At 57.8% G+C, this 12,312-nt stretch carries 11 protein-coding genes and 1 pseudogene; 5 read left to right on the top strand and 7 right to left on the bottom strand.

Features of this window, described 5'->3' with window-relative positions:
* Positions 1–54: 54 nt before the first annotated feature.
* The 3 genes from J8X26_RS19450 to J8X26_RS19440 are packed head-to-tail and all read left to right on the top strand — an operon-like array spanning position 55 to position 2,910.
* Complete coding sequence (locus tag J8X26_RS19450) at positions 55–1,053, top strand: 1-aminocyclopropane-1-carboxylate deaminase/D-cysteine desulfhydrase (RefSeq protein WP_208951660.1); 999 nt, start codon at positions 55–57, stop codon at positions 1,051–1,053.
* 2 nt (positions 1,054–1,055) lie between these two features.
* Positions 1,056–2,039, top strand: coding sequence for an ornithine cyclodeaminase (locus tag J8X26_RS19445; protein ID WP_165057688.1), 984 nt, complete (start codon positions 1,056–1,058; stop codon positions 2,037–2,039).
* Positions 2,040–2,043: 4 nt separating this feature from the next.
* Positions 2,044–2,910, top strand: a complete 867-nt coding sequence (locus J8X26_RS19440; protein WP_244370690.1) for a sulfurtransferase — start codon at positions 2,044–2,046, stop codon at positions 2,908–2,910.
* Here J8X26_RS19440 and J8X26_RS19435 read toward each other — a convergent pair.
* On the bottom strand, positions 2,907–4,535 hold the full coding sequence (locus J8X26_RS19435; RefSeq protein WP_208951659.1) for an ABC transporter ATP-binding protein: 1,629 nt from the start codon (positions 4,533–4,535) through the stop codon (positions 2,907–2,909). The genes J8X26_RS19440 and J8X26_RS19435 overlap by 4 nt on opposite strands.
* A 171-nt stretch (positions 4,536–4,706) precedes the next feature.
* Positions 4,707–5,456, bottom strand: coding sequence for a glucose 1-dehydrogenase (locus J8X26_RS19430; protein WP_152327158.1), 750 nt, complete (start codon positions 5,454–5,456; stop codon positions 4,707–4,709).
* Positions 5,457–5,638: 182 nt separating this feature from the next.
* On the opposite strand from J8X26_RS19430, the gene J8X26_RS19425 reads away from it, so the two are divergent.
* Both J8X26_RS19425 and J8X26_RS27705 read left to right on the top strand, forming a co-directional pair.
* Positions 5,639–6,565, top strand: a complete 927-nt coding sequence (locus tag J8X26_RS19425) for a LysR family transcriptional regulator (RefSeq protein WP_152327157.1) — start codon at positions 5,639–5,641, stop codon at positions 6,563–6,565.
* Between the two features lie 2 nt (positions 6,566–6,567).
* Positions 6,568–6,675: pseudogene (locus J8X26_RS27705) on the top strand (GntR family transcriptional regulator); the annotation flags it as partial.
* 18 nt (positions 6,676–6,693) lie between these two features.
* Here the strand turns inward: J8X26_RS27705 and efeB are convergent.
* The 5 genes from efeB to J8X26_RS19400 form a co-directional block, all read right to left on the bottom strand.
* Positions 6,694–7,968, bottom strand: a complete 1,275-nt coding sequence (gene efeB / locus J8X26_RS19420; RefSeq protein WP_208951658.1) for an iron uptake transporter deferrochelatase/peroxidase subunit — start codon at positions 7,966–7,968, stop codon at positions 6,694–6,696.
* 3 nt (positions 7,969–7,971) lie between these two features.
* The gene (gene efeO / locus J8X26_RS19415) at positions 7,972–9,198 is read right to left on the bottom strand and encodes an iron uptake system protein EfeO (RefSeq protein ID WP_208951657.1); all 1,227 of its coding nucleotides are present in this window, start codon (positions 9,196–9,198) and stop codon (positions 7,972–7,974) included.
* Positions 9,199–9,212: 14 nt separating this feature from the next.
* Positions 9,213–10,838, bottom strand: a complete 1,626-nt coding sequence (gene efeU, locus J8X26_RS19410; protein ID WP_208951656.1) for an iron uptake transporter permease EfeU — start codon at positions 10,836–10,838, stop codon at positions 9,213–9,215.
* A gap of 229 nt (positions 10,839–11,067) precedes the next feature.
* The gene (locus tag J8X26_RS19405; RefSeq protein ID WP_165057698.1) at positions 11,068–11,745 is read right to left on the bottom strand and encodes a glycosyltransferase family 2 protein; all 678 of its coding nucleotides are present in this window, start codon (positions 11,743–11,745) and stop codon (positions 11,068–11,070) included.
* Positions 11,742–12,311, bottom strand: a complete 570-nt coding sequence (locus tag J8X26_RS19400; RefSeq protein ID WP_152327152.1) for a DedA family protein — start codon at positions 12,309–12,311, stop codon at positions 11,742–11,744. Before J8X26_RS19400 ends, J8X26_RS19405 begins: the two co-directional genes overlap by 4 nt.
* Between the last annotated feature and the right edge of the window lies 1 nt (position 12,312).

Here is a 12,312-nt window from a genome sequence, read left to right as displayed (position 1 = left end):
ATTTTGCGTCAACTCCCGGGAAAGTTTTAAAAATAAACCAGCAGGATATTTACCATGAAACAGTCCGATGATTTTGAAAGAGTTTCACTGGGGTTCTTCCCCACGCCACTTGAACGCCTGACCACATTAGGTGACTCACTTGGCGTCACGCTGGACATCAAACGCGATGATTACACCGGTTTCGGCGGCGGTGGCAATAAGGTCCGTAAGCTGGAATATCTGATGGCCGATGCCTGCCGCAAGAACGTGGATGTGGTGATCACCACCGGCGGACATCAGTCAAATCACGCGCGTATGGTCGCCGCCGCCGCGCGTAAGTTCGGCATGAAACCGGTGCTGGTGCTGCGTGGCAATCAGCCCGGGACGTATCAGGGCAACCTGCTGCTCGACAAACTCTTTGGCGCGGAGCTGGAGTTTCTCGATCCGGACGGCTATTTCACTCAGATTGAAGGTGCGATGAACGCCCATGCTGACGCCGCACAGGCGCGGGGTGAAAAAGCACTGATTATCCCGCTGGGCGGTGCCACACCGCTTGGCGCACTGGGTTATGTCCGCGCCATTGAAGAAATGGACGCTCAGCTGAAAGAGCGAGGCGAACCTGCGCCGGACGTCATCGTCGCCCCAACCGGCTCCGGCGGGACGCTGGCGGGATTGTACGTCGGTGCGCGCCGTTACTGGCCGCACACCAAAATTGTCGGTATCAGCGTCAGCGCCAAAGCCGACTGGTTTCAGACCCGCATTTCAGCCATGGCGCAGGATTGCGCTGACCTGCTCGAGTGGCCGCAAAGCTGGACGCCGGAAGATATCTGGATTGAAGACGGTTTTGTCGGCACCGCCTACGGTGTGCCTTCTGACGGCGGTATCGATGCCATTTACCGTGTGGCGCAGGCCGAAGGTGTGTTGCTGGATCCGGTTTACACCGGCAAAGCGATGCACGGCTTAATCAGCCTGACGGAGCAAGGCAAAATCAGCGCCGGTTCGCGGGTGATTTTCGTGCACTGCGGCGGCTCACCGGCGCTTTATCCGTTTGCACAAACGTTGCTGGAGCACTGAATATGACATCCGGTTTTCGCACACTGAACCGCGCGGACGTGGTGGCGCTGGGCGGCACCGATCCGCAAGCCGCGCTGGAAGATATTTGTGACGTTGTCACGCTGATGCGCCAGAATACGGCGCAGATGCCTGCGGAAACCCACGTCAGTTTAGGCACGCCGCGCGGCAAAGCCTATGCCTTGCCCGCCAGCGTTGGCGGGCGGTTTAACGCCGCCGGGGTAAAATGGACCGCACATCGCCCGGATGCTCAGGACCCGTTCCCGCAGGCGATGGCGCTGACGCTGATTAACCGCGCCGATAACGGCCAGCCGCTCGGGCTGGTGGAGAGCGGCGCGCTGACCGCCACGCGTACCGCAGCGGTGTCGGCCCTTGCGCTGCGCCATGCCGCGCCGCGTCCGGTTCAGCGCGTGTTACTGCTCGGTGCAGGCGTTCAGGCGATGGCGCATCTCGACATGCTTCGCCAGCTTTTCCCCAAGCTTCACCAGGTCAGCTGGTGGGATCGCAGTGCGTCTGCGTTGCCGGTGGATAACACGCAATTCCCCTGGCCGCTGATTCGGGTTCCCGATCTTCACAATGCGCTGGCGCAGGACGCTGACGCCGTGATCACCTGCACCAGCGCCGCCGAACCGCTGCTCGGGCCGGAAGCGATCCGCGCCGGTCGTCTGGTGATTCAGGTTGGCTATCACGAAGTGTCCTTCGCAGCGATTAACCGCTCGACGCGCGTGCTGGTTGATTTATGGGGAGATTTCTGTGAAACCAGCGCCAAAAGTCTGTTTCAGATGTACCGCGCCGGAAAATTCCTGCCCGAACACGTGGACGCCGATTTAGGCAATCTGCTGCTCGACGGCTGGCGACCGGCGGCTGATGACAGCGTGTATTTCTCCCCGTTCGGCCTCAACGTTTTTGACATCGCCCTCGCATCGCGCGTACTAAAACTCGCCGCCGAACGCGGAACGGGCACGCTTTTATCGCTTTTCCCGGAGTAAGAATTTGGCTGTTTATCCTTTACCCGCACAAAATGTTCTCAATCACCGGCGGCTGATCGGTGCCGCAGAGCTGTTGTCGCGCCGCCAGCTTGGGCAGGAATTTGCCCTGATTGACGTCCGTGAATTCTCACAGTGGCAGGCCGAAACGTTGCCCGGCGCACTTCATCTCAACGTGTACGATTATTTTATTCCCGACAGCACCGTTGCAGGCATCCGGGGCATGGCGGATGCCTTCCACCGGGCATGGCAACAACTGACGATCAGTGACAACGTCACGCCAGTATTCTTCGAACAACAGGTGGGTATGCGTTCCCCGCGCGGCGCATGGTTTGCGCAGTTCGGCGGCATCGACAATGCGCTGATACTGGACGGCGGACTGGACGCCTGGGTACAGGCAGGCGGCAAATTACAGCCCGGCACCGGACGCAGCGCGGTGGTCAGCCCGGACAGCCCGGACGCTTTAAACTCCCCGGTTTATCATAAGGACCTGACTGCCACGCGCGATGAAGTGCTGAACGCGCAGGCCAGTGGCGCACAAATTCTGGATGCGCGTCGCCCGACGGAATTCAGCGGTGAATTTGCGCATGAATGCTGCCATCGCGCAGGCCGGATCCCCGGCGCGAAACTGCTTTTCTGGGAAGATGTGGTGCAAAACGGCTCATTTCTCAGCGCAGAGGAAATCCGTCAGCGGGCAGAAGCCGCGGGCTTATCGCCTGACCGGCGGGTGATCATTTATTGTCATCGCGGCGCGCGGGCGGCTACGGTGTACACCGCGCTTCAGCTGGCCGGTTATCGCCAGCTGGCGGTGTACGTGGGGTCATGGCATGAATGGGCGGAACACCAGGAACTGCCGATGCTGACGGGCTGTTAACCCGCCCGACGCAGTTGCAGCGCCCGCGTGATATCGGGCGCGGCGGCCAGTAAGGTTTGCGTATAAGGATGTTGCGGCGCACGCAGAACCCGCGCCGTATCGCCGCTTTCCACGATTTTCCCGTGATACAGCACTACCACGCGATCGCACACCTGTTTCACCGCCGCCAGATCGTGACTGATAAACAGCACAGTCAGCCCGAGCTGCTGGCGTAAGCGATCCAGCAGCGCCAGAATCTGCCCGCGTACCGAAAGATCCAGCGCCGAAACCGCTTCATCCGCCACCAGTAATTCAGGCTCCAGCGCCAGCGCACGGGCGATTGCCACACGCTGACGCTGACCGCCTGAAAATGCGCCGGGCAGGCGGCTGGCGTGATGCGCTTCCAGCCCGACGAGTTTCAGTAATTCTTCTACCCGCGCCTGTATCAGTGCCGCAGGCCGCAGTTTATACACGCGCAGCGGTTCGGCAATCTGCTCGCCGATAGTAATTTTCGGATTCAGGCTGGCGTAAGGGTCCTGAAAGATAATCTGCGCACGGCGGCGCATTTTCTGCCGTGTCCCGTGGCTGGCCAGTGTCAGCGATACGCCGTCAAATTCGATATCGCCGCTGTCGGTGTCCGTCAGGCCAATGATGGCGCGCCCGAGCGTAGTTTTGCCGGAACCGGATTCACCGATCAGCCCGAGAATTTCACCCCGGCGGATATCCAGCGTGGTCGGGAAAAGCACCGTCTGACGTTTAGCCGGAACAAAGGGCAAACGCTGCGCCTGCGGATAACTTTTGGTCAGCCCGCGCAGCCGCACCAGCGGCGAATCCGCGCTGATTTCACCGGTCTTTTCACGCGGCTCCGGCTGCGACGCACCAATCAGTTTGCGGGTATACGGCTCCTGCGGATCCGTCAGCAACTGCGCCACCGGCCCCTGCTCGACCAGATTTCCCTGATGCATTACGTAAGCGCGGTCGGCGTAACGCGCCACCACGCTCAGGTCATGTGTAATCAGCAAAATGCCCATGTCCATTTCCTGTTGCAGTTCCTGCAACAGCGTCAAAATTTGTGCCTGAATGGTGACGTCCAGCGCCGTCGTCGGCTCATCCGCAATCAGCAACGCCGGTTTACAGCTGATGGCGCTGGCGATCATCACCCGCTGGCGCATCCCACCGGAAAGCTGGTGAATATACTGCTTTGCCCGTTGTTCCGGGTTCACAATCCCGACGCGATCGAGCAATGCTACCGCTTCGCGATGTGCCTGTTTCCAGCTCAGCTGCTGATGGCGAACCAGAACCTCGGCAATCTGCTCCCCGACTTTCAGCACCGGATTCATGCTGGTCATCGGTTCCTGAAAAATCATCGCCAGCCGTTTCCCGCGCACCGGCGCGTCAAAGGGGGTGTTCGGGCTGGCAATCTTCTGATCATCGAGCCAGATTTCACCGCTGTTCATACTCACGCCGGGCGGCAACAGCCCCATCAGTGCCAGCGAACTCAGGGTTTTCCCCGAACCGGACTCACCGACCAGCGCCACAATTTCACGGCGGTTTACCTGCAATGAAACCGGCTTTACCAGCGGTAAACCGGCGGCGGTATGAAGGGCAAGAGAGCGGACATCAAGAAGCGGTCTGGCAGTTGTCATGTGCAAATCCGGCGAAGAAATGAACTTAGAGAATATATCGTATATCTTAAGGTGACAACCCGAATGCAGGGCCTGGGTTAGACAGATTTGTACGGGGTTATGCCCGTTTGGTTGGTGGATACAAAAAGACCGGCCCTATTCCGCCGGTTCATTTTGCTCACGTTTTAATGCTCAGACCTGCGCCATCCCGCCGTCGACGAAGAGTTCGACACCGTTGATAAAGCTGGCGGCATCAGAGGCCAGGAATGCAACGGTTTTACCGATTTCTTTCGGTTCACCCAGACGGCCTAACGGGACTTGTGCGGCCAGCGCATCGAACAGGCCCTGACGGTGTTCTTCCGGAACCAGGTCGCCTAAGCCCGGCGTGCGGACCGGGCCCGGGCTGACGACGTTGACGCGGATGCCGCGGTCTTTCAGATCCAGTGCCCATGAGCGGGCAAAGTTACGCACGGCGGCCTTACTGGCGCTGTACACACTGAAACTCGCCGTGCCCAGCACCGACGTAGTGGAGCCGGTCAGGATGACCGATGCGCCATCGGTCAGCAGCGGTAGAGCTTTCTGAACCGTGAATAATACGCCGCGAACGTTGGTGCCGAAAATCCGGTCGAAGTGTTCTTCGGTGATGCCGCCCAGCGGTTGCATATCGCCGCCACCGGCGTTAGCGAACAGAATGTCCAGACGTCCTGCGGTTTTGGCGATTTGTGCATAAACCGCATCAAGGTCGGCCAGAACGGAAGCGTCGGCGCGGATACCCGTTGCCGCAGCGCCGATTTCAGCGACGGCGGCGTCCAGTTCTGCCTGACGGCGGCCGGTGATAAAGACCTGCGCGCCCTGTTCTGCCAGCTCTTTCGCTGTACCCAAACCAATGCCGCTTGTCCCGCCGGTGACCAGTGCAATTTTACCGTTCAGTGGAGTTGTCATTTTTCATTCCTCAAAGTCAGATCAGGTTAAGTAAAGTGGCCTGAGGTAGGTGAGCATTGTCGGCCGCCTCAGGCATGGCTGTAATTTAGCGCCCGACGGTTTATTGAAAAATAGCGAAAAATGAAAATGACTATTTCTGTGCGTGTATAATCAAAACATCGGATAACCGGCGGGAAAAGCGTGTGGATCAGTTAACGGCAATACGGGCGTTTGCCCGGGTGGTTGAGGCGGGCAATTTCACCCGCGCGGCGGATTCTCTGGATATGCCCAATGCGACGCTGAGCAAAATGGTGCAGGAACTCGAGGCGCATCTTGGCGTGCGGTTGTTACAGCGCACCACACGGCGCGTGACGGTGACGCCGGAAGGCAGTGAATATTATGAGAAAACGGCGCGCATTCTGCGCGATCTCGACGATGTCGATACGGCGTTTAACGCCGTGCGCAGCAAGCCACGCGGGCTGTTGCGCATTGACGTCGGCGGTTCAACGGCGCGCGATGTGCTGATCCCGGGACTGGCTGATTTTATGACGCGTTATCCCGAAATCCGTCTGGATCTGGGCGTTTCTGACCGTCCGGTTGATCTCATCAGTGATAATGTGGACTGCGTGATACGCGGCGGGCCGCTGGACAACTCTTCGCTGATTGCCCGCAATATCGGCCATGCGACGCTTATCACCTGTGCGACACCGGCTTATCTGAAAGCCTTCGGCACACCGGCTTATCCCGATGAATTGAAAAACGGCCACCGGCTGGTGAGTTATCTTTCACCGCAGAATGGCCGGGCTTTTCCGTTTCGTTTTGAACGCGATGGCGGGAAAACGGAAATTAAGGTCGATCACCGTATCGGCGTGAATGAAAGCAACGCCCATCTGGCGGCCGGACTTGCCGGTCTGGGGATTATCCAGACGTTCAGCTATTCCATTTGCGAGGCGCTGCACCGCGGAACGCTGGTGGAAATCCTGACAGAGTGGCGGCCTGCGCCCTATCCGTTCCATGTGGTCTATCCGCAAAACCGCCACGTTCCGCATCGCCTGCGCGTGTTTATCGACTGGCTGGTGGAAACCTTTCCGCCCAAAGTCAGCGGTCAGCTGCCAGCAATACAGAGCTGAAAATCGGACAGCAGGCCGCCACGTTGCTGGCAGATAAAATTGAAGGATTGCCGGTGGCGCAAAGCGTGGTGGATATCGGTTTTACGCTGATTGCAAGAGGTTCAGCGTAAAACCGTTGAGGCAAATTTTCAGGATTCGAACATTTCCGCGCCGATATACGACCCTTCTTTCGGCGCAGGCGGCACAAAGAAGATCCCCGAACCGATGTGGGAAATGTATTCGTTCAGCGCATCGGAAGAACCCAGACGGGTTTGCAGCGCTTCAAACTGCGCGGGATCTTTCTGATAACTGATAAACAACAGGCCGGCGTCCAGCTGCGCCATGTTATTCAGACCGTCCGTGTAGTTGTAAGAACGGCGTAAGATTTTGATGCCCTGATTATTTTCATGCGACGCCAGACTGATGTGCGCGGTCGCCGGAATGATCAGGTTTCCGTCTGCATCCTTCTTCTTAAAATCAGGCGTATCAAATTCCTTTGTGCCGGTTAACGGCGCACCGGAAACTTTGTGGCGTCCGAACACATTGTTCTGATCACTGACGCGATCGGTGTCCCAGCTTTCAATGTGAATTTTGATTTTACGCACGACCTGATAACTGCCGTTTTGCTGCCACGCGGGGCCACCGTCTTTGATCCAGACATATTTGTCGAAATCAGCTTTCTCGGTGATGTTGCGCGTGCCGTCCTTGAAGCCGAACAGATTGCGCGGCGTGGACTGCCCTTTTCCCGCAGACGCACGACCAAAGCCCATGACCGTCCAGCGGGTTTGGGCTGCGCCGGTGCTTTTGGCAATACGCGCCAGATCGCGGATGGCGTGATACGCCACCTGCGGATCGTCCGCACAGGCCTGTAATGACAAATCACCGCCGGTCAGTTCCGGCTGCATATCGTCACTCGGCAACTGCATCAGGTTACGCATCAGCACCGGTTTGTGCTGCGTCAGCCCGAAGGTGTCCGTGAAGACGCGCGGCCCCAGACCGACGGTCACCGTCAGTGACGCCGGGCCGAGATCCATTGCCTCACCGGTATCCATCCCGACGCCGCTGTCACGGGCAGGTTCAACCTGACCGATGGTGCCGCCTTTCATCAGCTGCGCAATTGCCGACGACCAGCGCGCCAGCAGAACCTGCAAGTCCTGACGCGCAGACGTTGTCAGATCAAACGTCATATACATGATATGACGCTGCGGCGGCGTGCTGATCCCCACCTGTCCTTCGTGACCGTAAAAAGAATACTGACGGGAAAGGTCAATTTTATCTTCCGGGTCGCGGGCGGCCGTGGCCTGCCCGTGCGCATAGCTGACCGTTGGAATAGCCAGAGCACTGGCGCCAGCCACTGCTCCTTTCAGCAATTCACGACGAGAAAACTTACCGGCCTCCCTGGCCGGATGGAGTTTGTCGCTCATTCATCAGGCTCCTTTATTCGCCGCCACTTTCTCAGCGATTTTGGACAGTGGTTCCTGCAACGCCTGAATGGTGCGGCTCAGTTTGGCGGCATCAGACGCTTTCAGTTCAGCCGTGTAGTATTTGTATCCGCCCGGGACTTTAGGATCACGATAGGTTTCCAGCATGTCGTGAACGGCAGCAAACTGCGCGGCAACCTGTTTAGTCAGCTCCGGATCAATTTTTTCCAGACCCGGTTGCAGGTAAGCAAATGCCTGCTGCGCGCCTTCGACGTTACCGGCGAAATCCACCAGATCGAAGTGGCTGAATGCCTCTTCTTCCCCGTTGATTTTGGTGTTTTGCACTTCTTCCAGCAGGTCGGCTGCGCCGTTAGCCAGATCTTCCGGTTTGTAGGTCAGCGCTTTGGTCAGCGCGTCCAGACGCACCACGTTCTGCTGCAATTCGGTGGACGTTTGTTTGGTTTCGGCGGTGATTTTGCCCTGACCGAACAGGTCACGTTCGATGGCGTGGAAGCCGTGCCAGCCCGCTTTCGGATCCAGATTGGAGGCACGCATGTCGATCAGATAATCCAGATTCCCGGCGTTATCGGTCGCCTTGAAGCCCGGCAGAATAAAACCGTTCACGTCAGATTCGATACGTTCGTAGAACGGACGCGCTTTGGCGTAATCAGCTTTGGCCGTCGCCAGATCGCCGGCATCGATATCCGCTTTCAGGCGGTTAACGGCCACGACCATCGCGTCCACCACGCCATTCACATAGGTCGCGTAATCTTTGGTGCCCTGCGCCAGAATGGTGGCGGTGCTGCCCTGCGGCTGCGCGGCGCTTTTGCCGGTCACGGTGAAGTCGATCAGTTCACGTTTCGCGCCCGGGCAATAGATTTGGTATTTGCCGCCATCGAGCGTCAGGGTGAATTTCACCGCTGGCAGCCCCGGCGCGAGGTTCTCTTTTTCGCCCAGAATACGGTTGTTGCTCAGCAGCTCTAATTCGGTGATCGCCGTCGCGGTTTTGTTCACCACGTTAAACGTCACCGGGCCGGCTTTCGCAGAATCGTGATCCACTACGCAGGTGCCCTCTGCAGCGCTGGTCATGGTGATATTCACTTCAGAAACGCCGTTTTTCACCGGAGCCGCTGATGCCGCATTGGCAGGCGCTTCCACGGAAAACATCAGCAATGCCGTCAGACCCGCGGCCGTCATCAGAGATTCTTTTTTCTTAAACGTCTTAATGCGCATAAGTTTCCTATCCTTTATTTATTTTTTGGCAAGCCAGTGTGTAATGGGGAACCGAATGACAGGCCGTCTTTACCCGAAACAGAAAGCCGTTCATTGCGGAGTTTCAAGAGAACCCGTAATGCAGAGATGACAAAAATAAGGGCCAGCGCCACCAGAAGAACAGGCAACATGACAGCCCAAAAACGGTAAGTATCCTGATAAGTTTGCATCTGTTGCAGCGCGTCAGAAACGCTCTGCTGATACGCGCCGCTCACCTGCCAGTTACAGTCGGACGCCGCTGCCGTAGGATGGCGCGCCGTGACGGTGCGCGGAGATTGCAGGCCGCTGCCTGAAAGCGTGATCACTTCGTCGGCCTGCGCGCTGGCCCCGAGCAAAACGCCCTGCGCCACGGAAACCTGAACGTTGCAGTGAAGCGTCCACGCCGCCTGATACGGCCCCGGATGCTGCGCCGGATCCAGCCCGATGGGGATACGGTTGCCGTACAACGCCACCACCGCATCGAGATCCAGAATCGCCGGTGCGCCCGGCGGCGAATACGTACTTTTAACCGTCCATTCATCCGCTGGCATTCCGGCCTGGCTGCCCGCCGTTGCCGCATCCGCAGGCAGGTTAATCAGGGTGGTACCGCCGCTGGCCGTTTTTACACTCAGCTGATAACCGTTTCCGGCCACCGGCAGAAGCTGTAACTGCCCTGCGGCGTTTTGCGCGTCATTGCTGACCAGCGGCGCGGTATCCGGCACCTGAAGCGTAAAAGTGGGATAAAACAGCAACAGAGAAATGGCCGCCAGCGCCAGTACTGCGGCGGACGCCAGCAACGTGCGGGCAGCAACTTTTGGAGAAGGACGACGGTTTGCGGGCCAGTAAATCATCACCGTGACAATCGCGATGTAGAGCACCCAGCCAAAAGTTTCAATCAGGTTCGGAGCGGCAGGAATGCCCAGAACGCCGGTGATCAGCGCCGAACGAACCGTGCCAGGCGGCACCAGCCAGGTGAGATCGGCAACGCGCTGCTGCCCGATGTTGAGCCAGCCCGCTTCGTGCGCGGTCATCAGTGAGGTAATAATCAGGCCACCGGCGACGAAAATCAGGAACAGGCCGGTGAAGCGGAAGAAGCGGGAAAGGTTGATGCGGATGCCGCCGTAATAAATCCCGCAGCCGATAAATACCGCCACCAGCAGGCCGATAACCGCCCCGGCGGCAGCCCAGGCCGCCGACTGCGCCACCGAGAAAGTAGCCAGCAGGAAAACGCTGGTTTCAAAACCCTCTTTAAGCACGGCCAGAAATGCCATGCTCGCCAGCGCCCAGGCGCCCGACTGGCTGATCGCCTGCGCGGCCTCGCTTTCCAGCTCTTTCTTCATGTTGTGGGCGTGTGTGTTCATCCACAAAATCATGCCGGTGACGAAGAAGACGGCGACGCCGCCAATCACCGATTCCATCCCTTCCTGCCCCGCCTGCGGCAGCGCGCGTTCGGTCAGATCCAGCGCCACACCGACCACCACAGAAAGCACCACGGCAAGCACCACGCCGACCCACATCGCGGTCAGACTTTTGCCATTCTTACGGAGAAACGCCGCAATGATCCCGACGATAAGCGCGGCTTCTAAACCTTCACGAAGTCCGATAATAAAAGTGGCTAACAAAGGGCTGACTCCGCGGCAACAAGAAGCATTATCAATTATTAATGATAATTGATATCAGTTGCCCGAACAGGAAGGAAGAAATGGAGTATGAGGATTTGCAACAGAGTAATGTGAAATTAAGAATATAGTGTAAAGAGTGCTTTATTTGTAACCAAATAATAAACAGAGAAGAAAAATGTCAAAGTGAAGGTAGCGGCGCAGAAAATTATCGTTAACATTCAGGCCAACGTCATGCCTGACTACGGCGTCTGAGGCTGATGATTTGTTGTACAGATTCCCGCAACGTAATGGTGCGGAAGATATCCCGCATCATCGACACATCCGCCATTAAACCGCGCAGCCAGCCCATTTTAGCGGCTTTGTACGGGCTGATAACGCCCTTCCAGCTGACCACCTGTACGCGAAATCCGGCGGCGATCCACAACCGGTTGATCCAGACTTCCAGCCCGAAATGCGGCAAAGCGCGGATTTCGTCCAGCCGCGTTGCCAGCAGTTCGCGCGCAAACACCCGCTCGCCGGAAATATAATCCAGCCCGATACACCGCCAGATCCACGGGCTGTTACGCCTCAGACTGATAGTCACATCCGCCTGATTTTGTATTACCGGCTGAACCAGCCGGGTGATATCGCACTCGTTCAGCCCCATGAGATCGGCATCCAGCATCAACAGATGGCTGCCCCTTGCGGCCGCAATGCCTTCCGCCACCGCGTGGCTTTTACCCTGATTTTTTGCCAGCCTGACCACGCGAACGCCCTTTTCCCGCGCCACGTCTGCGGTGTTATCCGCTGAACCGTCATCCACCACGATAATCTCAAACAGCAAGGGATGGTTGCGCACGACATCCAGCACTTTGCCGATACGCGTCGCTTCATTACACGCCGGGATAATGCAACTGACGGTGATCATTCTTTGCTCCTCATCCACATGATGCCCGCGGCAACCAGCACGATAAGCAGCCCGAGCGAGACGTACAGGATCCAGTTGTTCACCTGCGCGATGATGTCGCCGAACATCCAGCCGATCGCCAGCAGAAACAGGCTCTTGGGAATGGCGGCGATGATGTTGTAGAACAAAAACGGGATAAGCGACATCCGCGCCATGCCCGCGCCGGTCAGCACCAGCGCTCCGGCGGAATGGGTCAGCTTGGCTAACACCAGCAACCGCCCGCCTTTGCTGTCAAAACTGCGCACCATCTTTTCCAGTCTGGGCTGCGTCAGCCCCAGACGCGCCAGCCAGCCGGGCGGTTGTCCGTCCGGCCCGATCACCCAGCGCCCCAGTGAGTAAAAAAGAATATCCCCGAGAATTTCTCCCGCCATCACCACGGCGAAGATGACGGATAAACTGAAATAGTTGAGGCGGACAAAATAACCGGCAAGCACCGTCACCACCGGCCCTTCGATAATGGCCAGCGGCGTCAGAAACAGCAATCCGTGCGCTTTAATCAGTGATTCAAGGGTTTCAAGAGCAAACATA

Source organism: Rahnella sp. ChDrAdgB13 (genome assembly GCF_017655185.1).
Classification (GTDB): domain Bacteria; phylum Pseudomonadota; class Gammaproteobacteria; order Enterobacterales; family Enterobacteriaceae; genus Rahnella; species Rahnella contaminans.
This window is presented reverse-complemented; position numbering and strand designations above follow the sequence as displayed.

Coding starts and splice junctions, on each gene's coding strand:
- J8X26_RS19435 (WP_208951659.1), bottom strand. CDS start 4,535: ATGACAACTGCCAGACCGCTTCTTGATGTCCGCTCTCTTGCCCTTCAT.
- J8X26_RS19450 (WP_208951660.1), top strand. CDS start 55: ATGAAACAGTCCGATGATTTTGAAAGAGTTTCACTGGGGTTCTTCCCC.
- efeO (WP_208951657.1), bottom strand. CDS start 9,198: ATGCGCATTAAGACGTTTAAGAAAAAAGAATCTCTGATGACGGCCGCG.
- efeB (WP_208951658.1), bottom strand. CDS start 7,968: ATGAGCGACAAACTCCATCCGGCCAGGGAGGCCGGTAAGTTTTCTCGT.
- J8X26_RS19430 (WP_152327158.1), bottom strand. CDS start 5,456: ATGACAACTCCACTGAACGGTAAAATTGCACTGGTCACCGGCGGGACA.
- J8X26_RS19400 (WP_152327152.1), bottom strand. CDS start 12,311: ATGTTTGCTCTTGAAACCCTTGAATCACTGATTAAAGCGCACGGATTG.
- J8X26_RS19405 (WP_165057698.1), bottom strand. CDS start 11,745: ATGATCACCGTCAGTTGCATTATCCCGGCGTGTAATGAAGCGACGCGT.
- J8X26_RS19445 (WP_165057688.1), top strand. CDS start 1,056: ATGACATCCGGTTTTCGCACACTGAACCGCGCGGACGTGGTGGCGCTG.